The organism is Ruminococcus sp. FMBCY1 (assembly GCF_023921805.1).
GTDB lineage: Bacteria > Bacillota > Clostridia > Oscillospirales > Acutalibacteraceae > Ruminococcoides > Ruminococcoides intestinale_A.
Window position 1 is genome coordinate 1,858,696 of the sequence record NZ_CP074197.1, and the last position, 21,724, is coordinate 1,880,419.

Annotated in this window: 17 protein-coding genes; 13 read left to right on the forward strand and 4 right to left on the reverse strand. The window is 39.6% G+C overall.

Going from position 1 to position 21,724, the window contains the following annotated elements; all coding sequences use genetic code 11:
* Nucleotides 1–136: 136 nt before the first annotated feature.
* Nucleotides 137–835 (reverse strand): CpXC domain-containing protein, encoded by a 699-nt coding sequence (locus KGF34_RS09120; RefSeq protein WP_022235601.1) that lies wholly within the window; start codon nucleotides 833–835, stop codon nucleotides 137–139.
* 150 nt (nucleotides 836–985) lie between these two features.
* Between KGF34_RS09120 and KGF34_RS09125 the strand changes: the two genes are divergently transcribed.
* The 4 genes from KGF34_RS09125 to KGF34_RS09140 all read left to right on the forward strand — a co-directional run bounded on the left by KGF34_RS09125 (nucleotide 986) and on the right by KGF34_RS09140 (nucleotide 4,911).
* Entirely contained in the window at nucleotides 986–1,615 is a 630-nt protein-coding gene (locus tag KGF34_RS09125; protein WP_252558807.1) for a hypothetical protein, read from the forward strand.
* Nucleotides 1,616–1,999: 384 nt separating this feature from the next.
* Nucleotides 2,000–3,217, forward strand: coding sequence for a hypothetical protein (locus KGF34_RS09130; RefSeq protein WP_252558808.1), 1,218 nt, complete (start codon nucleotides 2,000–2,002; stop codon nucleotides 3,215–3,217).
* A 35-nt stretch (nucleotides 3,218–3,252) separates the two neighbouring features.
* On the forward strand, nucleotides 3,253–4,449 hold the full coding sequence (locus KGF34_RS09135; protein WP_252558809.1) for a hypothetical protein: 1,197 nt from the start codon (nucleotides 3,253–3,255) through the stop codon (nucleotides 4,447–4,449).
* 45 nt (nucleotides 4,450–4,494) lie between these two features.
* The gene (locus KGF34_RS09140) at nucleotides 4,495–4,911 is read left to right on the forward strand and encodes a hypothetical protein (RefSeq protein WP_186936048.1); all 417 of its coding nucleotides are present in this window, start codon (nucleotides 4,495–4,497) and stop codon (nucleotides 4,909–4,911) included.
* A gap of 171 nt (nucleotides 4,912–5,082) precedes the next feature.
* On the opposite strand, the gene KGF34_RS09145 is transcribed toward KGF34_RS09140, so the two are convergent.
* Complete coding sequence (locus tag KGF34_RS09145; RefSeq protein WP_195410383.1) at nucleotides 5,083–6,435, reverse strand: AAA family ATPase; 1,353 nt, start codon at nucleotides 6,433–6,435, stop codon at nucleotides 5,083–5,085.
* Between the two features lie 236 nt (nucleotides 6,436–6,671).
* The gene (gene ppdK / locus KGF34_RS09150) at nucleotides 6,672–9,299 is read right to left on the reverse strand and encodes a pyruvate, phosphate dikinase (RefSeq protein ID WP_252558810.1); all 2,628 of its coding nucleotides are present in this window, start codon (nucleotides 9,297–9,299) and stop codon (nucleotides 6,672–6,674) included.
* Between the two features lie 317 nt (nucleotides 9,300–9,616).
* Between ppdK and KGF34_RS09155 the strand changes: the two genes are divergently transcribed.
* The 8 genes from KGF34_RS09155 (at nucleotide 9,617) to KGF34_RS09190 (ending at nucleotide 20,085) form a co-directional block, all read left to right on the forward strand.
* Nucleotides 9,617–10,369: a sugar phosphate nucleotidyltransferase gene (locus tag KGF34_RS09155; protein WP_252558811.1), complete on the forward strand. Its 753-nt coding sequence runs from the start codon at nucleotides 9,617–9,619 to the stop codon at nucleotides 10,367–10,369.
* Nucleotides 10,370–10,414: 45 nt separating this feature from the next.
* The gene (locus KGF34_RS09160) at nucleotides 10,415–11,374 is read left to right on the forward strand and encodes a ribose-phosphate pyrophosphokinase (RefSeq protein ID WP_252558812.1); all 960 of its coding nucleotides are present in this window, start codon (nucleotides 10,415–10,417) and stop codon (nucleotides 11,372–11,374) included.
* A gap of 335 nt (nucleotides 11,375–11,709) precedes the next feature.
* A complete protein-coding gene (locus tag KGF34_RS09165; RefSeq protein ID WP_252558813.1) occupies nucleotides 11,710–12,999 on the forward strand; it encodes a YrzE family protein in 1,290 nt (429 codons plus the stop codon).
* 21 nt (nucleotides 13,000–13,020) lie between these two features.
* Nucleotides 13,021–13,617 carry an aminoacyl-tRNA hydrolase gene (gene pth, locus KGF34_RS09170; RefSeq protein ID WP_252558814.1) on the forward strand — a complete coding sequence of 199 codons (597 nt, stop codon included), beginning with the start codon at nucleotides 13,021–13,023 and terminating at the stop codon, nucleotides 13,615–13,617.
* 89 nt (nucleotides 13,618–13,706) lie between these two features.
* Nucleotides 13,707–17,153: a transcription-repair coupling factor gene (gene mfd, locus KGF34_RS09175; protein WP_252558815.1), complete on the forward strand. Its 3,447-nt coding sequence runs from the start codon at nucleotides 13,707–13,709 to the stop codon at nucleotides 17,151–17,153.
* Nucleotides 17,154–17,293: 140 nt separating this feature from the next.
* On the forward strand, nucleotides 17,294–18,493 hold the full coding sequence (locus KGF34_RS09180) for a hypothetical protein (RefSeq protein WP_195410356.1): 1,200 nt from the start codon (nucleotides 17,294–17,296) through the stop codon (nucleotides 18,491–18,493).
* A gap of 101 nt (nucleotides 18,494–18,594) precedes the next feature.
* Nucleotides 18,595–19,332 carry a hypothetical protein gene (locus KGF34_RS09185; protein WP_252558816.1) on the forward strand — a complete coding sequence of 246 codons (738 nt, stop codon included), beginning with the start codon at nucleotides 18,595–18,597 and terminating at the stop codon, nucleotides 19,330–19,332.
* A 519-nt stretch (nucleotides 19,333–19,851) separates the two neighbouring features.
* Complete coding sequence (locus KGF34_RS09190; RefSeq protein ID WP_022235588.1) at nucleotides 19,852–20,085, forward strand: hypothetical protein; 234 nt, start codon at nucleotides 19,852–19,854, stop codon at nucleotides 20,083–20,085.
* Here the strand turns inward: KGF34_RS09190 and KGF34_RS09195 are convergent.
* A complete protein-coding gene (locus tag KGF34_RS09195; protein WP_252558817.1) occupies nucleotides 20,030–20,818 on the reverse strand; it encodes a YdcF family protein in 789 nt (262 codons plus the stop codon). The two genes, KGF34_RS09190 and KGF34_RS09195, sit on opposite strands and share 56 nt — an antisense overlap.
* A 147-nt stretch (nucleotides 20,819–20,965) precedes the next feature.
* Between KGF34_RS09195 and KGF34_RS09200 the strand changes: the two genes are divergently transcribed.
* A complete protein-coding gene (locus KGF34_RS09200) occupies nucleotides 20,966–21,640 on the forward strand; it encodes a DUF1361 domain-containing protein (protein WP_252558818.1) in 675 nt (224 codons plus the stop codon).
* The last annotated feature ends 84 nt before the right edge of the window (nucleotides 21,641–21,724 follow it).

Genomic DNA, 21,724 nt, shown 5'->3' on the forward strand with positions numbered 1-21,724 from the left:
GTGGTTCGGCTTACTTTAGTCAAGCGACAAAATATTAAATAACAAAAAATTTGAGCGGTAAACCACAACCCACCACTCATTAAAATACAAACAAAAAACTCCTATCGGTAATGGTTACTGATAGGAGTGTAATTTTTTAATCCTCATTTAATTTTCTGACCTTTTCCATGTGGCGGAAATGTTTATAGCGGTAAAGTACATTTTCTGCCCATTCTCGGTCAATTTTTATAAAGCCTTTAAGTTTTTTGTCTTTATAAGCAAATTTGTCAATGATTCCCTTTGACTTGCCGTATATTTCAAGTCGTGCGGTTTGTACATACGGTTCTTTGTCTTTGCCTGTAAAATATGTAAAGCCCATTGTGTTGGTTTCTCTGTCATACATTGACAGGTAACCCTCGTTTACTTCAATGTTTCCGAGCTTTTTCGATACCGTCTGGCTAATTGCGAGTTTTGTCAATTCTACAGCCATATCGTCAAGTCCCGATTCAAAAATAAACAGCTTTTCCTTGAATGCATTGAATGTTGGCACAATTCGCTTGTTGATGTTGCGCAGATTGCTGTATTTGTTTTCAAGCTCATTGTCGCAAAGCTGAAAACGGTCAATTTTAGGTATAAGGTAAACCATAAAACGGTTTTTCATATCGTTATATAAAAGCGGATAGTTAAGTTTAGCGGTGTAGCCGCAGGACGGACATCTGAAATCAAACAACTCTCCGTCAAGCACTCTTTTTCTTATAGTTTTGTCTCGTGCAGGATTTATGCTTGTGTGGATTTCCGCTTTGCTAAGTTCTCCACAACCCGGACACACTATTGCTTTTATTACCTTGTCCGACATATTTCAACACCTCTTTCTAAAATATTATATCAAACAAGTACATTTTTAACAAGCAAATTCAAAAAAAATATTGATTTTATCTTTAATATCTGTCATAATAATAGTGTTATAAAAACGAACCCGCATTTATGCGTTAAAGGAGATATTGCTATGACTTTTTTTGATACTGTTAAAGGTACAGTCAACACTGCGGCAGATACTATTTCTAATGTTACTCAGAATATTGTTGAGAAAAACCGTACAAATGCAAAACTTAACCGTCTTCGTCTTATTATGAAATGTGAAAGTGAGCTTATGAACAGAGCATATATTGCTTTGGGTAAGTCTTTCTATGAGAATGCAAAGAAAGGCGAGAGCGTTTCTGAAGAACAGCAGAAAAAGCTTTTTGAAGTAATTGAAAATTCCAAAGCTAAGATTGCCAAGGCAAGAGAGTGTTACCGTCAGATTGTTGACAGTTCAAACGATATTTTTTACGGTACACCCGAAACACAGCCGAAACCTGAATTTAAAAACGAAGAGGTTGTTGACATTACAGTTGCTTGCTCAAATGAAAACGAGTACAAAAGTTCTCCTTTCGAGGCACAGCCGGAGAAAAAGGAAGAGCCTGCAAAAGAAGTTCAGAACGAACCCGTAAAAGAAGAAGTTAAAACAGAAGAGAAAAAATCTGTTGATAGGGAGATGGAGGCTTTAAAGGCTTATGTAAATAGGCTCTCACAGAGAGATGCTAAGGACGAAAGCCTTGACGCCGACACCGAAACCGATGACACAGAGTTATTTTGATTTTAACTAAAAAATAAATTCTTATCCGCTGTTCTTTGTGAATGGCGGATTTTTTTTGCCGTGAATTTAGGCGGTTATTTATCAAAAGTTGGGGTAAATTATGGTTAACTAAACTTTTATAATTCTTATGCCAAAATTCACCTTAATTTCACACGGTCAATATAATATAATCATATACAGAGGCTATGATATTTACACAGTCAGAAAAAAGTATAGTATCATACGAAATCGCCGATTTTTGTATCATTTTTGCATCTAAACAAAATTGTTGTTCTTTTTTGCTTGACAAAATCGTTGTATAGATATATAGTTATATGTATTAATGAGTGTAATACAAAGTGCGTATATAAAAGCTGATTTGTATAGAAAGGGAGCAACTTTTTAATGAAAAAGTTTGTGTTGATATTTGTTACTGCGGTTGCGGTGGCTAGTGTTTCTGTTTTTGCCGCATATAATTTACCGGAAAACACCGATGCATCTAAATACGAAAACACGCATACTATGGCGTCAACTGTTATTAACAAAAAGCCTGCAGAGTTTACTACATCGCCGAATGTTGATATGACAGGATTTGAACTTACCAAAAATTCGCCGTCAAAGTTGAACTTAAAATGCGTTGATGAGTATCAGGAAGAGTGCTTTCCAAACAATGCTTACCACCCAAAGGTGCTTGATTTAGGTAAAGACGGTTGGAACGGATACAGATACTGGGTGTCATACACTCCGTATCCGCAAGGCAATGATGAATACGAAAATCCGCATATTGTTGCATCGAACGATTTAATTAACTATTCCGAAATTAAATTTTCGCAACCTGTTCTCTCAAATTATAAAAATGGCAGATGCTTTAATTCGGACAGTGAGATCGTTTATAACAATGACTTGAATCGTCTTGAGATAATATGGAGATACACAGACTATGATATTGATTATGCCTCTCTTTTAATGAGTTATTCATATGACGGCAATACATGGAGCAAACCGGAAACTTTTTTTGAAACCTATGACAGAAAAAAAGAAGATATGGTAAGTCCCGGTATTGTATATGATAGCGGTACATACAGAGTGTGGTATGTAAATGCTTATAAAGTAAAGTATCGTGAACTCAAGGATGGAAAATGGTCAAAAATAAGAATGTGTAAACTGCCTTATGAAAACGATGCATTTACATGGCATATAGATTTAATTAAGAATAATGATAAGTACGAAATTCTGACTTGTGCAACCGAAGATAAGCAAGATAGAAAACATATGAATCTTTACTATGCAAAGTCAGATGACGGATTGAAATTCGGCACTGCAAAAAAGGTTCTTGAGCCTACCGGTAACGATTTTGACTGGGACGGCAACGGACTTTACAGGTCGACATTTATGTATTCGGACGGAATGTATTATGTCCTTTACGGCGGAAGAAATGACGCCAAAAATTTTGGTGTGGGACTTTTATTCGGCAAAGATATGTATAATCTTTACGGTACAAACTGCGATTATATAAATGACGGAGTAAACAGCGCCGGGAAGTTTTGGAATTTTATAGATCAGTATAAAGATTTTTCAAGTGAATCCGAGATAAGCGAGAAAGGCTTTAAAGTTGACGGTTGACTTAGTAATGCTGATTTAGTTTAGAAAGGGTACATATGAAGAGAATACTTGCATTTTTGCTTGTGGCAGTTATGACTGCATCGGTTTTTGCAGGCTGTGCAAATACAGGAAATGCTGTTTCAAACGGTGTGAGTGAAAGTACAACATCAACATCAGAAACAAAGCCGCAGATATCATCAGCCGCTTTAAGCAAACAAACTAATTTAAAAAGTAAAAATACAGAAACTGACTCAAAAAAGAAATTTAAACAGGATTTTAATTTTTCTTCAAATTCAATAAGCAAACTTAATTTGATAAATTCCGACAGTACAATTGAAAGTTACTATCCGAACAATGCATATCATCCAAAGCTGATTGATATGGGTAAGGAATGGAACGGTTACAGATTTTGGTTGTCTTACACACCTTATCCAAGTGGTAATGACTACTACGAAAATCCGCAGATTGTCGGAACAAACGATCTTATAAATTATTCGGAGGTAAAATTTACAGAGCCGCCGCTTGCAAATTATAAAAAATCCGTACGCTATAATTCGGACAGTCATCTTGTATATAACAAAGAACTTGACCGCCTTGAGTTGTTTTGGAGATATACGGATTACGATACCGACTATATGGCATTGTATATGAGATATTCGTATGACGGTGATAATTGGAGCGACAAACTTGTCTATTTTGAAACCTACGAAAAAGAAAAGTATGATATGGTGAGTCCTGCCATAATCCGTGACGACGGTGCATATAAAGTATGGTATGTGTGTCATTATCAACTCTATTACAGAGAATTGAGAAACGGTGTATGGTCGCAGCCTCAACCGACAGACTTAACTTTTGAAGACGGTGCATATGTATGGCACCCTGATGTAATAAAAACAAACCGTGGATATGAATTGTTAGCCTGCGCTACAACCAATAAAAAAGACAGAAAGCATATGAATCTGTATTTTTCAGCATCGGAGGACGGGTTCAATTGGGAAACAGCAATGAAAGTAGCTTCTCCGTCAGATGATTATACAGCGTGGGACGGCGGCGGACTTTACAGACCGTCATTCATATATGCGAATAATCACTATATAGTTATGTACAGTGCAAGAAACGATTACAACGACTTCGGTATCGGACTCCTTGTCGGCAGGAATATGTTTAACCTGCATGGTACCGATTTGGATTATATATATAATGGTCAGGCAGATGCCTCACACTTGTGGGATTATCTGAACAACGATTTATAAACCGTGCAATGCGACTTACGCACGGAAATGTTTGGAGGTGACAAAATGAATACTGAAAAGCGTGCTGTAGTGCTTGCTTGTGTAACACTGCAGTTTGATTGCGACCGAATTATTAAGATTGCAAAGCAGATTGCAGACGATACGGACTGCGACTTAAGAGTATTGTCTGTGCTTGAGCCTACACACGATTACACCGAGGCAGCTTGGCAGATTGAATACCTTAATATGGTATCAAAACAGTTTGGTGCGGATATGACAGTGCTTTTTGATAAGAACGCAGATCGTGCAGCGGCTGAATTTGCCAAGAAAAATAATGTCGTAAGAATTGTAACGGGACTTCACGATGGCGGTAAAGAAAGCTTCCTTGTAGGCTTTAACATAATTTTGCCTGAAATGCCGCTTACAATGGTTGCAAAAGATAATATGGTCTATTCTATGGATGTATGTAAGGTATGTTCATAAGAATTTAAAATTATTTAATATGTTAATGTGATTTAAAAGTTTGCAAATTCTTTTTCTTTCTTAATATACTCTCCCTAAAAAGGCTGACTTCGGCAATTGATACCGAGTCAGCCTTTTATAATTATTTTGCTAAACTATAAATTATTTATATTACCTTATAATTCAGCTGTGTTAAAATTCTATATTGTTTTCCAAAGTTGAATTAGCGTTAAAAAACATTATATAATAAATCGGAATATAAGTTATTTTGCCTTTTGTCTGAACTTTTCTTTCGTTTGATACTACAAAGGCTTTTTTTATGTGGTAGTCTTCATTTTGTACAAATGTATTAAGAGCACTGTGAACTGTGTAATCTTTGCCCGATTTAACCTCAATAGGTACTGCCGAAAGGCTGTTATAGTCATCTATCAAATAATCAACTTCGCCCTTACTGCGGTTGTCATAGTAAAATAATTTATATCCGTGCGCAGTCAATTCGCTTGCCACTACAGTTTCATATACCGAGCCAAGATTTATACTGCTTTTATTATCCAAAATTGCTCTGATATTATTACCGTACAAAATACTTGTCAAAATACCCACATCATTAAGATATAGTTTCAGCAGATTTTTTCCTGTGGATTCAATTAACGGAAAAACAGGATTGGAAATTGCCTGTACATTAAGTGCTATGCCGGCGCTTATAAGATATTCAAATTCATCACTGTAATCTGTAAAAGTTTTGCCTTTTTTATTTTCAATGTTTTTTGCTATTACTCGTTTCTTTTTATTTTCCATATTAGAAGGAATAAGATCATAAATTCTGCGTATTTTTAGCTTTTTTTCTTCATCATATTTTGATGCGTCTGCTGCATAATAATCGTGTGTTTCGTTTTGGATATTTCGCACGGACTGAATATTTTTTTCATTAAGATATGAGTTGACTGCATCCGGAAGACCGCCTATAAGCAGATATTTTTGAAAATAATCCATCATTTTATTGTGCATATTTTCATCAAGTGATTGTAATTCTTTGAATTTATTTTGCACTGCGGAGATTACAAATTCATTCATTCCGTTAGCATACAAAAATTCTTCAAAATCAAGCGGATACATTCGTACTTTACGAATACTTCCTATAGGAATTGATGTTGTTTGCGACAATGTTACACCCAAAAGCGAGCCGCTTGCTATATATGTGAACTTATTATCTTGAGATAAAAACTTAAGCAGTGTAAGTAAATGCGGATATGCCTGAATTTCATCTATAAATATTAATGTGTCGGATTTAGCTTTCATTTTATTGCCTGCAATCATACTTACTTGCAAATAAAAATCTTCAATAGTTTTTGTATTGGCAAAAAGACGGTCGCCTATGGAATCTTCAACCATATTTATTTCAATAAAATTTTCAAATAATCTTTGACCTACATAACGAATAATATATGTTTTTCCGACCTGCCTTGCGCCGTCAATCAAAAGAATTTTTTGAGTGTCAGATTTTAAATGTTCGTCAATCAATTTTTCGATTTTTCTGTAGAGCATATCATTTCCTCCGTTCTGACTTTTCAAGTAAATTTTATCACAAATAATATGACTTTTCAATAATATGATGTCGAATAAATTATGACTTTTCAAAGTTTGTGGGTGTGGGCAAAGCCCGCAAGACTTTAAAAAGCCTTGTTCTGATTTTTTATTATTTAAGCAATGCAAAAGGGCTGTCCCAAAACGGGACAGCCCAAAATATTACGCTATATAATATCAGTACAAAAATGACTGAATTACATCTCAGCAATAGCAGCCTGAGCAGCAGCAAGTCTTGCGATCGGCACACGGAATGGTGAACATGATACATAGTCAAGACCAATCTTATGACAGAACTCAACTGATGATGGGTCACCGCCGTGCTCACCGCAGATACCTACGTGGAGCTTGTTGTTTACAGGCTTACCGAGCTTAATAGCTGTTTCCATGAGCTTGCCAACACCTGTCTGGTCGAGCTTAGCAAATGGATCGTTCTCGAATATCTTAGCATCGTAGTAAGCGTTGAGGAACTTACCTGCGTCATCTCTTGAGAAGCCGAATGTCATCTGTGTAAGGTCGTTTGTACCGAAGCAGAAGAAGTCAGCCTCTGTAGCGATCTCGTCAGCTGTAAGAGCAGCTCTTGGAATCTCGATCATTGTACCAACTTCGTACTCAAGCTCGATGCCTGCAGCTGCGATTTCAGCGTCAGCTGTTTCAACAACCATCTTCTTAACATACTTAAGTTCCTTAACCTCGCATACGAGCGGAATCATAATTTCAGGCTTAACTGTCCAATCAGGATGAGCCTTCTTAACATTGATAGCTGCACGGATAACAGCCTTTGTCTGCATCTTAGCAATTTCAGGATATGTTACTGCAAGACGGCAGCCACGGTGACCCATCATTGGGTTGAACTCGTGGAGTGAAGCAATGATAGCCTTGATTGCTTCAACGCTCTTGCCCTGAGCAGCAGCAAGTTTCTCAATGTCAGCTTCCTCTGTAGGAACGAACTCGTGGAGTGGCGGATCAAGGAATCTGATTGTAACCGGGTTACCCTCAAGAGCCTCATAAAGAGCCTCGAAGTCGCCCTGCTGGTAAGGAAGAATCTTATCAAGAGCAGCTTCTCTCTCTTCTACTGTATCAGAGCAGATCATCTCTCTGAATGCAGCGATTCTGTCCTCTTCAAAGAACATATGCTCTGTACGGCAAAGACCGATACCCTCGGCACCGAGCTCACGAGCCTTTTTAGCATCAGCAGGTGTATCAGCGTTTGTTCTTACTTTAAGCTTTCTGTACTTGTCAGCCCAGCTCATAATTCTGCCGAACTCGCCTGCGATAGTAGCGTCAACAGTTGGAATAACACCGTCATAGATGTTACCTGTTGAACCGTCGATTGAAATGTAGTCACCCTCGTGGAACTCTTTGCCTGCGAGTGTGAACTTCTTGTTAGCTTCGTCCATGTTGATGTCGCCGCAACCTGATACACAGCAAGTACCCATACCACGAGCAACAACAGCAGCGTGTGATGTCATACCGCCACGAACTGTGAGGATACCCTGTGAAGCCTTCATACCTGTGATGTCCTCAGGTGAAGTCTCAAGACGAACGAGAACAACCTTCTCGCCCTTTGCGTTCCAAGCCTCAGCATCTTCAGCTGTGAATACAACCTTACCGCAAGCAGCACCCGGTGAAGCACCAAGACCCTTGCCGATTGGTGTAGCAGCCTTAAGAGCAGCAGCATCAAACTGTGGGTGGAGAAGTGTGTCGAGGTTACGAGGGTCGATCATAGCAACTGCCTCTGCCTCTGTTCTCATGCCCTCGTCAACGAGGTCACAAGCAATCTTAAGAGCAGCCTGAGCTGTTCTCTTACCGTTTCTTGTCTGGAGCATATAGAGCTTCTTGTTCTCAACAGTGAACTCCATATCCTGCATATCTCTGTAGTGATCCTCAAGAGTTTTGCAAACAGTCTGGAACTGAGCAAATGCCTCAGGGAATGTTTCAGCCATCTGAGCGATTGGCATTGGTGTACGAACACCTGCAACTACGTCTTCGCCCTGTGCGTTTGTAAGGAACTCACCCATGAGCTTCTTTTCACCTGTAGCAGGATCTCTTGTAAATGCAACACCTGTACCGCAATCGTCACCCATATTACCGAATGCCATTGACTGTACGTTTACTGCAGTACCCCATGAATAAGGAATATCGTTATCACGACGATATACGTTAGCTCTTGGGTTATCCCATGAACGGAATACAGCCTTGATAGCGCCCATAAGCTGCTCCTTAGGATCGTCAGGGAAGTCAACGCCGATTTTAGCCTTGTACTCTGCCTTGAACTGTGAAGCAAGCTCCTTAAGATCGTCAGCGTCAAGCTCAACGTCCTGTGTAACGCCCTTCTTAGCCTTCATTTCGTCGATAAGCTCTTCAAAGTACTTCTTACCAACTTCCATAACTACATCAGAATACATCTGAATAAATCTTCTGTAGCAGTCCCAAGCCCAACGAGGGTTGTTGGACTTCTTTGCAATAACTTCAACAACTTCTTCGTTAAGACCGAGGTTGAGGATTGTATCCATCATACCTGGCATTGATGCTCTGGCACCTGAACGAACTGAAACGAGGAGCGGATTCTCTAAGTCACCGAACTTCTTGCCTGTGATCTCTTCCATCTTGCCGATGTACTCGTTGATCTGACCCTGAATTTCTTCGTTGATCTCTCTGCCGTCCTCATAGTACTGAGTACAAGCCTCTGTTGTAATTGTAAAGCCCTGTGGTACAGGAAGTCCTAAACTTGTCATTTCTGCAAGGTTAGCACCCTTACCGCCGAGAAGCTCACGCATGTTAGCATTACCTTCTGAGAAAAGGTATACCCATTTGTTTGCCATTTTGGTAATCCTCCTAAAAATAATAAATTATACGGCTGTGGCGAAAATTGTGTCAAAATTCGCCCGCTTGTATAAGCCTACACATAATTATAACAAAGTTTGTTCAAAATAGCTATAGATTTTTTAAAATTTTTTCCTATAAAATTCAATTTTATACTTCATCAATATTGTATAAATCGTTTAAATTTACCCCTAATGTTGTTTTTTTGTAAAATACTCTTGAAATTTGTATTTTTTATGCGATAATATTAATATGTCTTGTTGTGTGTACATATTAAAGTAAACACACAAATTACAGAATACCAAGGAGATTACATATGAATAATTGTGCGATTATTCTTGCGGGCGGCGAAGGCAAGCGTATGAAAAGCGACAAGCCGAAAACACTTTCGCTCGTACTTGGCAAGCCTATGCTTGAGTGGGTTATTTCTTCACTTAAAAAGGCAGGCGTTAATGACATCTGCATTGTAAAGGGCTTTAAAAAAGAATGTATAGATGAATTTGTGTCAACACTTGATTTTAAGGTTGAAACGGTTTATCAGGCAGAGCGACTCGGTACAGGCCACGCAGTAATGATGGCTAAAGACTTTCTTGAAAGTCACAAAGGCGACAGCGTGGTGATTTTAAACGGCGACGCACCTTTTATGGACAGCAAAACCATTGAAAAGTCACTTGAACAGCACATAAACACTCAATCAAGTGCAACTGTAATTTCCGCAATGGTTGACGACCCTACAGGCTACGGCAGAATTGTCCGTGACGAAAACGGCGATGTAAAGTCAATCGTAGAACAGAAAGACGGCAGTGAAGAAATCCTTAAGATTAAGGAAGTAAATTCGGGCGGTTTCTGGTTTGACGCAGAAAAGCTTTTGTCTGTGCTCGGCAGAATTTCATCCGATAATAATGCAAAGGAATATTATTTGCCCGACGCATTAAAACTTTTGCTTTCGGACGGCTGTAAGGTAGGCGTTTATACCGCAGAGTGCAGCGACACAGTGCTCGGCGCAAATGATCCCGCACAGCTTGAGGAGCTTAACAATATTGCAAAAGACAGGGGATATACCTGTTAAGATAATAGTAGAATACAAACTATAGAGTAAAAAGGAGCGATTACAATGAATTTTCACGGAAAAGACATTAAAATCTTTACCGGAAGCTCAAATGTAAATGTAGCCAAAGGAATTGCAGGCAGCCTTGGAGTTCCGCTTGGTAAGAGCGAATGTACTCAGTTTTCTGACGGTGAAATAGCGGTTTCTCTTCAGGAATCTGTAAGAGGCAGCGATTGCTTTATCGTTCAGTCAACTTGCACTCCGGTAAATGACAATTTAATGGAAATGCTTATTATGATTGATGCCATGAAGCGTGCTTCCGCTGCAAGAATTACAGCAGTTATGCCTTACTTCGGCTATGCAAGACAGGACAGAAAAGCTAAGGCAAGAGATCCGATTTCGGCAAAACTTTGTGCTGACATCATCACATCAGCAGGTGCCGATCGTGTGCTTACAATGGATCTTCACGCAAACCAGATTCAGGGCTTCTTTAATATCCCTGTTGACCACCTCTATGGTTCTCCTATCCTTGCTAACTATATGAGAGAGAAAATCGGCGGAAACTTTGATGAATACATCGTTGTTTCTCCTGACCTCGGTTCGGTTACCCGTTCAAGAAACTTTGCGTCTAAGATTGGCACAGGTCTTGCTATTATTGATAAGAGAAGACCAAAGGCTAATGTTTGCGAAGTTATGAACATCATCGGTGACGCAAGAGGCAAAAAGGTTATCCTTGTTGACGATATGATTGACACAGCAGGCACACTTTGCAACGCAGCAAACGCTATAGTTGAAAAGGGCGGTGCTACTGAAGTTTATGCTTGTGCTACACACGCAGTTCTTTCAGGTCCTGCTATCGAGAGAATTAAGAACAGCGCAATCAAAGAGGTTGTTCTTCTTGATACAATCCCTGTTCCGCAGGAGAAGATGATTGACAAGTTCACAGTTCTTCCTGTTGCTCCTACATTTGCAGAGGCTATCGCAAGAATTTACAATGACAAGCCGTTTACACCTGCATTTGGTTAATGAACCGAAAATTAAATAGCGATTATACAGGCGGGTTTCAAATAACCCGCCATTTCGCCTTTTGAAAGATTTTAATATTTGAAAATAGATTTATTTTTGTTTTGCTCTAAATATGGGAGTAATATTAATGGATTACGGCTTACAAACTTTCGGTCGGGAAACAGATTTTGAAAAATAACAATATATATCCTCGATTACAAAAAGTTTGTTCGACCTTTTTAAAGGCTTGACCTAAATTTTAAAATCATTTAATCTTAACCGTGTGCTAAATCATAATTTAACCTAAAAACAACAGACATAACAGTTATACGAACTGCTTGAGGTATAATAAAGAAATGGATCTTTTTAATTTAACATTTGATAAAGGCAATGAAAACAATGTAATTATAGATAAATTTGTAGATGAATATTCACAATGGACTGTAGCGGGAAATGTGCCCGAAATCGCCTCGCTTGATGTAAACTATGCTCTTGAACTTCAAAAGCACAGACTTGACGAGCATAACGCAAAGATAGAAACTGTTTTCAGCACCAAAGACAGCACTTTTAAAGACGGAGCGGTAAAATGTTTTACAGTTCCCGACAAAGGCGACTATCAGACCGTTATCGGCTGTAAGGATTACAAAACCACAGAAACGGTCTATGTTAATAATGAAAAGAAAAGAAAATCAAAAATAAGACAGAATTTATATGTTGCCGTTACAAGACTTCTTAATCAGAATGCTGACGGTGCTCTTGCCTGCCCTAACTGCGGTGCGGTCAGCGGTATCAGAGAACTTCTGACAGGCTGTAAAAGCTGCGAAACAAGATTTATTATTAACGATTTGTTCCCTAAAGTTACCAACTTTTATGCAATCAAAGAAGTTGCAGGCGGAAAAAAAGTAGTAAAAAATTCAGCTATAGCCGTTGTTTTGATTACTATGTTTGCGTTTGCCGGCAGTTTGTTTTTTATAAATTACAAAAACGGCAATCTTTTGCCCGAAAACAGTGATTTCATAATGAATATTATATTCTGCACTTTATACGGACTTATAGGCGGTGCGTTTTGCGGATATCTTTTGTGGGGCTTAGGTATGTTTATGTACCTTATATTCGGCGCAATAAAAAGTATGTTTTTGCTTGGCCCTCATATAAAGGCAAAGACAAAACTGCCAAAACTTATGCGACAGATTGACCCGAATTTTTCTTATGAATTTTTTATCGGCAAGGTTATAAATCTTATTAAACTGATGATATTCAGTGACGATTACACTAATCTTGCGGCATATGACGGCAAGCCTATGCAAAATAAATTTAAAGACATAATAGATGTAAAATACGACTCAACCGTTAAATTTAACGGATTTAAAATAAACGGATCTTATTGTTATGTCGATATTACGGCATATACCACGGTTTTAAAAATTGATTGCGGAGATGTAAAAAAAGCAAAAGAAAAATTCAGAATTGTTGTTTGCAAAAACATTAATGCAATAGCCGATGCAGGTTTTTCTATTAAAAAGGTAAGCTGTAAAAGCTGCGGCGGCAGTTTTGACGCTACAAGAGAGCATAATTGCCCTTATTGCGGTAATCCTTACCACCTCGGCAATGACGATTGGGTTGTAATTGAATTTAATAAAGAATAATTTATATAAAGGAAGGTATTTATGTTTGGTAATAAAAAGAGCTTTGGCGGCGGTGTCGAGCTTTTGGTAGTAGGACTCGGAAACCCCGATAAAAAGTACGAAAACACCCGTCATAACGCAGGCTGGCTTGCGATTGACGCAATAGCCGAGAGTCTTGACTGCAAGGTTGACAGAGTAAAATTTAAAAGCTATGTCGGCGAATGTAATATAGCAGGCAGAAAGGCAATGCTTATGAAACCTACCACATATATGAACAACAGCGGTCAGGCGGTGGTAGAGGCGATGAATTTCTACAAAATTTCACCTGAAAATGTGATAGTATTATTTGACGATATATCCCTCGATGTCGGTAAAATGCGTATTCGCTCAAAGGGCAGTGACGGCGGACAGAGAGGAATGAAGAGTATTATATATTTAAGCGGCAGTGATAAGTTCCCACGAGTTAAAATAGGAATCGGCGCAAAGCCTACACCCGAGTGGGATTTAGCGGATTGGGTGCTTTCAAGATTTTCCAACGATGAACAGAAGAAACTTGCACAGGTATTTGAAAATGCCGCAAAAGCCGTTGAACTTATGGCAGACGGAAAAATCGACAGAGCAATGAATTTGTTTAATTAACATTTTTATAAAACAATGTTGAAAAAATCGGTAATTATCCCAATTTTTGATAAATAAAAAGTGAACAAAAAATTAAAGCAAGATGAATTATGAAATTTTTAGTTGATGTTTTTAAAAACAGTGAGGTTTTTAACTCACTCGAAAAAGCTGTTGTGCATGGCGGCAGTGTTTGCGCTACGGGACTTTCCGCCGTTCACAAGGCACATATTATCTATTCGCTGTGTTGCCGCAAGAGCGCCACAGCCTTTTGTGTTGCCTCCGACGAGCGAGAGGCGCAGACAATCTGTAATGACCTTGCAAGTATGGGTATGCGTGCTTATTTTTACCCCGAGCGTGATTTTAATTTCAGAGATATTCAGAGCGCCTCAAGAGAGTACGAACACGCAAGACTTAAGGTACTGCTCAAACTCATTGACGGCGAATGTGATGTAGTTGTCAGCTGTATTGATGCAGCGTCGCAGTTCACAGTGCCAAAGGAATTTTTGAGGGACTGTGTTCTGACTTTAAAAGAAGACCTTGAAATCAGTATAGAAAAAGCCGTACGAACACTTACCCTGCTCGGATACGAGCGTTTTGATGCGGTAGAGGGCAGCGGTCAGTTTTCTGTAAGAGGCGGTATTCTCGATTTCTTTATGCCTGATGCCGAAAATCCTGTTCGTGCGGAATTTTGGGGTGATGAAATCACCGACCTTTCTTTCTTTGATATTGATACACAGCGAAGAGGGGAAAAGGCAGGCGAAATCCGTCTTTCGCCGTCTGCGGAGGTAATTATTGAGGACAGAACGGTGCTTGCCGACAAAATAGAAAATCTTGCAAAAGGCGTGCGAGGCAAAAAAGCTCCGCAGGTTAAGGAAACACTGCTTTCGGAGGCGGACAGCATCAGGTCGGGCGCAATGCTTTCAAATACCGACAAGTTTATTCCGCTTTTATATGATAAAGCCGAAACCTTATTTGATTATCTCGACAGAGATACTTTGATTTTCACTTCGGAGTTTAACAATATTTCAGAGCGTGGCAGAGCAATGGACTTCAGAAATGAAGAAACCGTAAAATCCGCCTTTGAGGACGGCATTCTTTGCAGAGGTCTTGACAAGTATTCACTCACTTTTGCGGAATGTGTTGATATTTTTACTTCTCACGGCATTGTTATGCTTGAGGGCTTTGTGCACGGTTCAACAACAATTCCTCTCAGAAAAATAGTATCGTTTTCTGCAAAACAGCTTTCTGTATGGAATGGTTCATACAAACAGCTTGAGGAGGACTTAAACGGTATGCTCACTGCAGAAAGCTGCGGTGTTGTGCTTGCGGGAACGGACAAGGCGGCAAAAAACCTTTGTGATTCGCTTAGAAATGACGGTATTCCCGCACAGTATGCCGATAAGTTGTCGGAAATAAAGAAAAACGCATTATTTGTATTGCCCGGTACTTTGAGCGCAGGATTTGAATATCCGCTCGAAAAATTCTTTATTATCACACAGGGGCATATTTCGTATGTGCCGAAAAAGAAAGCAAGAAAGAAAATATCAAAGGACAGCCGGGAGGTTTACAGCCTTTCGGAGCTTTCGCAGGGCGATTATGTGGTACACAGCGTTCACGGTATAGGTATTTTCGGCGGTATCCGTAAAATTGATACCCACGGAATTGTAAAAGACTACATCAAGATTGAGTATGCAAAGGGCGATGTTCTTTATGTGCCCGTAACTCAACTTGATATGGTTGCAAAATATATCGGCCCGTCCGAAAACAGTCGTGTAAGGCTTAATAAACTCGGCTCGCAGGATTGGCAGAAAGCAAAGTCAAGAGTAAAAGCATCTGTAAAGGACATTGCAAAGGAGCTTATTGCACTTTATTCCGCAAGAATGAAAGCAAAGGGCTATGCTTTTTCACAAGATAACGAATGGCAGCACGATTTTGAGGCTAAGTTTGAATACGAAGAAACTCCCGACCAGCTTAGGTGCTGTGATGAAATCAAGACAGATATGCAGAAAACCTCACCGATGGACAGACTTTTGTGCGGTGATGTAGGTTTTGGCAAAACAGAGGTGGCACTGCGAGCGGCATTTAAGTGCGTTGCGGATTCAAAACAATGCGCATTGCTTTGCCCGACAACAATTCTTGCGTGGCAGCATTACCAGACTGTGTGCAAGCGCTTTGAGGGCTATCCGATAAGAATTGAATTGCTGTCACGATTCAGAACGGCAAAACAACAGAAAGAAACTATAGAAAAGCTAAAGCGTGGAGAGGTAGATTTGGTGGTCGGCACGCACAGACTTGTGCAAAAAGATGTGGAGTTCCGTGACCTCGGACTTGCAATCATTGACGAGGAACAGCGCTTTGGCGTGGCACAAAAGGAACGCTTTAAGGAACTTTGCAAAAATGTTGATGTTCTTACTCTTTCGGCTACACCTATTCCAAGAACTCTCAATATGGCAATGAGCGGTTTAAGAGATATGAGTGTAATCGAGGAAGCGCCACGAAACCGTCAGCCTGTACAGACTTATGTTCTTGAACATGACGATGCGGTAATTAACGAGGCTATCCGCAAGGAACTGAGAAGAGGCGGACAGGTTTTCTACCTGCATAACGATGTTGCGACTATTGAATCCTGTGCCTCAAGAATTCTTGAGGCTGTGCCCGAGGCAAAAATAGCCATAGGTCACGGCAAAATGAAAGAGCACGAACTTAGCGAAGTATGGCGAATGATGATTGAACAGGAAGTAAATGTATTAGTATGCACCACTATAATAGAAACGGGTGTTGACCTGCCGAACGCAAATACGCTAATTATAGAAAATGCGGACAGAATGGGACTTTCACAGCTGCATCAGCTAAGAGGACGAGTAGGCAGAAGCAATCGCAGAGCCTATGCTTATCTTACATTCCGCAAAAACAAAGTGCTTACAGAAATTCAGCAAAAGCGCCTTGCCGCTATCAGAGAATTTACCGAATTTGGCAGCGGATTTAAAATCGCAATGCGAGATCTTGAATTAAGAGGCGCAGGAAACATTATGGGTGCTCAACAGCACGGACATATGGAATCTGTCGGATACGATATGTATCTTAAGCTGTTGGGCGAGGCAGTAAGCGAAGAAAAGGGCGAAGCCGCACAGTCTGCCGACCTTGATTGTCTTATTGATATTTCGGTAAATGCGCACATTCCGGAGAGCTATGTAGAAAGCCTTACTCTCCGACTTGATGTATATCGCAGAATCGCCGATATACGCAACAAAGAGGACAGCCTTGATGTTAAGGACGAACTCAAAGACCGTTTCGGCGAAATTCCCGAATCCGTGCTCGGACTTATTGATATTGCGCTTATAAGAAACTGTGCAAACGCAATGGGTATTTACGAAATCAGGCAGACGGATACCAATGTTTTACTGTTTGTCAAAGAGATAAAATCGCCGAAGGTTATAGAACTTCTTTCAAGGCTCAACGGCAGAGCAATGCTGTCTGCGGGCAACAAACCGTACATTACAATAAGATGTGGCGGCGGTTCTTCGCTTGATATGCTCAAAAAAGTATTTAAAATCTGATAGTTGTCTGAAAATTTTGCCGAAAAAGCAATAAATTTTAGAAAATATATAGACAATACAAATTTTTTTGTGTATAATCATAAAGTACGCACCCTGTCATTTTACGGGTGAAATAGAATTTTTTAAGGACGGTAAATATTATGAAACCATATGCAAAGATCGGTTCATTGTTGCTTGCACTGATTATTGCTGTTGCAGCGGTTGGCTGCACTCCAATCAGCCTTAATGCAGAATGGGCTTACAGGACAGATAAAGTAGAATTGCCAATCGGCGTTTACAGCTACTCGCTTAAAACAGCTTACTCACAAGCTCAAAATTATGCGTCGAAACTTGCTTCATATGACGAGGCTTCCGATTCATGGCTTGACCTTGAGATTACAGACGATGACGGCGACAAGGCGATTGCAAGAGATTGGATCAAAAACGAGGCAGAAACAATGTGTCTTAATTACATTGTGACTGACAACCTCGTTGAGGAGCTCGGCATTGATATGAGCGGCGCTACCGCAGATTCGGCTAAAAAAACAGCCGAGGAATATTGGACAGTAGGTCCTTACGCTTCATACGGCTACTATATGCCTTATAAAGACCAGTACGAGCCTTACGGTGTTTCTTTTGAAAGCTTTGAATATTGCACAACACTTTATAACACAAAATACACAGCAGTATTTGAAAAGCTTTACGGTGAGGGCGGTTCAAAAGAGGTAAAGGATGACGAATTTATTTCATACTTTACAGAAAACTATACAGACTATAAGTACATAAAAGCAAATCTTTATGAGTCAACAACCGACGAGTCAAACAACAGCAAAGATGCAGCGCTTTCCGACGAAGACGCAAAGAAGATTACAGACGAGTTTGACGGTTACGCAAAGGAACTTAATAACGGTACTTCTTTTGACGATATTGTAAATAAGTACAAGACAGCTAACTCACTTACAGACGATCCGTCAACATCAGCTGTAGAAAACCTTAAAAGCAGTTCACTCGGCGATGAGCTTAAGACAGCTCTCGGCGAAATGAAAGCGAACGAGGCTAAGACAGTTAAGGTAGGTTCAGGCAATACAGCGGTTTACTACCTTATCTATAAGGGTGACATCAACTCAGACATTGACAGCTATGTTTACGATTCAACACAGCGCAACAAATTGCTTGCAGATATGAAAAAAGACGAGTTTGCAAAGTATGTTGATGACCTTGCTCAAAAGACAGATTGTGAAAAGAATCAGTCTGTACTTGATCAGTATAAGCCTGAGCTTTACTTTGTAAAACCTGAAAGCTCATCAGCAAGCTCAAGTTCTTCAAGCTCAAGTTCTTCAAGTTCATCTTCTTCAAAGTAAAAGTTTAAAAATCAAAATGCCACACAGCCTTTGTGTGGCATTTAGTGCAGATATTTTCAACCGATTAATAACCTTTTAAATATATGAAAGGAGTCAACAGTATGAAAAGAAAAATAATTGCTTTAATTTCCGTACTTGCACTCAGTTTTTCTGTATTTGCTTTTTCGGTAAGTGCGGTTGAAGGCGAAGAAAGCGGCGGAGAAATTATTGAAACCGAGCCTGCTCCCGAGCCGGAACCGACATATGAGCCGGAACCCGAGCCGGAGCCGACATACGAGCCGGAACCCGAACCGACATATGCTCCCGAGCCCGAACCGACATATGCTCCCGAGCCGGAACCGGAGCCTACAGAGCCTTATTATGAAGAGCCTACTTACAGTTATGATGATAAGCCATACTACAGCGACGGCGACGATGTATATGTAGGCGGCGGTCAGTCAACATATACTGTACCCGAAACCACTGCGCCTCCTGCACAGATGTATTCTGTAAGCAAAGATACTATTGACGATAAAACGCTTTCACAGAGCGATTGGAACGATATTTCCGCAAATCTCAAAAACGCATCTCTTACCGACAGCGACGGCGATGATTTCAACTTTATCAAGAAAAACACAAGTAAATCCGATAACGGACATTGGATGCTTTATGCAGGTATTGTGTGCTTGATTTTAAGTGTTGCAGGTATTGTTTACTTTATTATTGCTACAGTAAAGAGCCGTGGCAGATACAAATTTGCTCCAGCAACAGGCAAAACCAAAAAGAGAAAATTTGACACCGCAGATGTAGAACTTCCAAAGCAGGATGTATCAAAAGGCGGTACAAAATTTAAGCATTAATTAAAATTTTATCCCGATAAAGTGCGACTTTATCGGGATTTTTGCTTTAATTTGGGTAAAATAACAGTTGAGAAATAGACTTAAAAATTTAGGTCAAGCCTTTTTAAAGGCTTGCGGGTTTGGGCAGCGCCCATAAAAATCCTCCGATACAACAATTTATCAGGCGCAAACAGCCACGCTGTTTGCGTGCTGAAACTAAGTTTGTTAAAACAGGCGGTAGCCTTGTAGAAAAGAATTTATTTATTCATTGTTTAATGAGTGGCTTTTCTTGATGCTATCGCTTTTAAAGGCTTTCGCCGTTGTGTTCAAGCCGCCAAACAGCGAGCTGTTCGGCTATCGTTAGCTTGCATAAGCGGAAAGTATTTGTGGGCTTTGCCCACACCCACGACCTTTGAAAAGGTCGACCAAATTTTTATAATTTTTAAATTTAATTTTCATCTCAACATAAAAAATAGAACTGTGAGCATAAAATACAAAAATCCGCAAAAAATATAACCACCCGGAAAGGTGGTTAATTTTATGAATAGAAAAGAAAGCAAACGCAACGAGCGGTATCCTATTGAACTGCCGTCACGCAACAACGGTTTTGAACATTCACCGATTGTAGATGTTACCGATAACGAAATTTATCCGTATGAACTCAATTCAAGGCGAAATGCGGTATATCAGCCCAATGAAAATATTTCGGAGGTTGTGGCTACCGAAATAGAACCTGATTCGGCAGTGCAAACCATTCACGGACGGCAAATGTAGGAATAAAAACGGGGAAAGTGTCGGCATTTACCGAGCCGACACTTCCGCTCAGTCCCTGTTGTTTTGTAATTATCTGCGCCCTCAACTGGTGAAAGCCGTCTGTAACTATAGCTTTGTTTTCGTTAAGTCCGTTTGCTTTAATTATTTCTTCGGAAAATGCAATATTTTCGCCTGTATTTACCGCTTTGTCTTCTATATAAAGCCTGTCCGGAGAAATCCCTGCCTCGACAATGCAGTTGTACATAGCCTGTGCCTCACTCATCGGTTCATTACTGCCCTGTCCGCCTGTAAGTACAGCTTTTGCATCAGGATTTTCCTGCAAATATCTAACGGCGCTGTTTATTCTGCCTGTAAGCATCATACTCGGGCCGTCCTCGGTAACTTGAGCGCCAAGTACGATTGCGGTTGCATTTTGTTTTGGCTGTTGTATGCAGGCAAATGTCATTAGACCCGTAACAATCAAACCGTAGCAAAGAAGTGCGGTAAAGCCAAAATTGATGCCGTACAGAACAATTTTGCCGAATATATTTTTCTTGAGTTTTTCTTTTAATGATTTGTACTTATTGCGTGTGCCGAATACAAAAATCAGCCATACACACAGCAATCCGCCCACAAGATTGCCGATGTTGACAATTCCCCACAGAGCGCCCGATACAAACAACAATAAAAATACAATGGCAATTAAGGTAATTATAACTCTGAATATTTTAAAAGCTTTGTTTTCTTTTTCCACAGCTTATCAGCTCTTTTCGTAAATAATTATAATTATTTTAGCATATAAAGCACCGAAAAACAATAACTTTTAACTTTGCTTGCAAAATTTTATTGATACCGCAGTGAAAGCGTGATATAATAACTTATTATGCAAGGCGGTGACAATATGAAGTCTGTATTTGCGGGAAACAAAGCGAAGTTTGCTTATTTTTCCTTTATATTTATAATAATCTCAACGGCGATGTATACATTTTACGCAAAAGAACCGCATTGGTGGTATATTGTATGGAATGATATTCTTGCTGTAATTCCGCTGTTTGCGGCAATGCTGTGCGAAGATTATTTCAGTAAGAAAAAAGCTGTTCCTGCTGTAATATTTGGACTTTTGTGGTTATTATTCTTTCCAAATTCGCCGTATATGATGACGGATTTAAAATATACAAGCTATTTTAAAGAGTCCGCTTATCTTGAATATGAAAAAATCGGAACGAATGTGACCGCTTGGCTTATTGTGCTGAACTTGACGGTTACGGTTATACTCGGGTTGCTGTTCGGAATGATGTCAATGCGAATAATTCATAAAATAATAAATAAGCGTTTCGGAAAGGCGACGGGTGTTGCTTTTTGTACAATTACGATTTTACTCAGTTCGTTTGCAATTTATATCGGCAGATATGCAAGAGTAAATTCGTGGGATATTGTTCGCCCATGGTTTCTCATTGAAAAATCGCTGAACTCAATTACCGCATTTACACCGGTATTTATTCTGCTGTTCAGCATAGCACTCGCAATGATTTATGTGCTTTACTGCGCTTTTGATAAATTTATTATTAAAAATTAAAGGTTCTTTATCAAAAGTTGGGATAAATTATGGTTTAGTACAGAAAGTTTAGTTTAATAAATTCAAAATTTAGGTCAACCCTTA

What these genes read in the sequence shown, in the direction of transcription:
- KGF34_RS09120 (WP_022235601.1), bottom strand. Translation starts at nt 835, where the DNA reads ATGTCGGACAAGGTAATAAAAGCAATAGTGTGTCCGGGTTGTGGAGAA.
- KGF34_RS09125 (WP_252558807.1), top strand. Translation starts at nt 986, where the DNA reads ATGACTTTTTTTGATACTGTTAAAGGTACAGTCAACACTGCGGCAGAT.
- KGF34_RS09130 (WP_252558808.1), top strand. Translation starts at nt 2,000, where the DNA reads ATGAAAAAGTTTGTGTTGATATTTGTTACTGCGGTTGCGGTGGCTAGT.
- KGF34_RS09135 (WP_252558809.1), top strand. Translation starts at nt 3,253, where the DNA reads ATGAAGAGAATACTTGCATTTTTGCTTGTGGCAGTTATGACTGCATCG.
- KGF34_RS09140 (WP_186936048.1), top strand. Translation starts at nt 4,495, where the DNA reads ATGAATACTGAAAAGCGTGCTGTAGTGCTTGCTTGTGTAACACTGCAG.
- KGF34_RS09145 (WP_195410383.1), bottom strand. Translation starts at nt 6,435, where the DNA reads ATGCTCTACAGAAAAATCGAAAAATTGATTGACGAACATTTAAAATCT.
- ppdK (WP_252558810.1), bottom strand. Translation starts at nt 9,299, where the DNA reads ATGGCAAACAAATGGGTATACCTTTTCTCAGAAGGTAATGCTAACATG.
- KGF34_RS09155 (WP_252558811.1), top strand. Translation starts at nt 9,617, where the DNA reads ATGAATAATTGTGCGATTATTCTTGCGGGCGGCGAAGGCAAGCGTATG.
- KGF34_RS09160 (WP_252558812.1), top strand. Translation starts at nt 10,415, where the DNA reads ATGAATTTTCACGGAAAAGACATTAAAATCTTTACCGGAAGCTCAAAT.
- KGF34_RS09165 (WP_252558813.1), top strand. Translation starts at nt 11,710, where the DNA reads ATGGATCTTTTTAATTTAACATTTGATAAAGGCAATGAAAACAATGTA.
- pth (WP_252558814.1), top strand. Translation starts at nt 13,021, where the DNA reads ATGTTTGGTAATAAAAAGAGCTTTGGCGGCGGTGTCGAGCTTTTGGTA.
- mfd (WP_252558815.1), top strand. Translation starts at nt 13,707, where the DNA reads ATGAAATTTTTAGTTGATGTTTTTAAAAACAGTGAGGTTTTTAACTCA.
- KGF34_RS09180 (WP_195410356.1), top strand. Translation starts at nt 17,294, where the DNA reads ATGAAACCATATGCAAAGATCGGTTCATTGTTGCTTGCACTGATTATT.
- KGF34_RS09185 (WP_252558816.1), top strand. Translation starts at nt 18,595, where the DNA reads ATGAAAAGAAAAATAATTGCTTTAATTTCCGTACTTGCACTCAGTTTT.
- KGF34_RS09190 (WP_022235588.1), top strand. Translation starts at nt 19,852, where the DNA reads ATGAATAGAAAAGAAAGCAAACGCAACGAGCGGTATCCTATTGAACTG.
- KGF34_RS09200 (WP_252558818.1), top strand. Translation starts at nt 20,966, where the DNA reads ATGAAGTCTGTATTTGCGGGAAACAAAGCGAAGTTTGCTTATTTTTCC.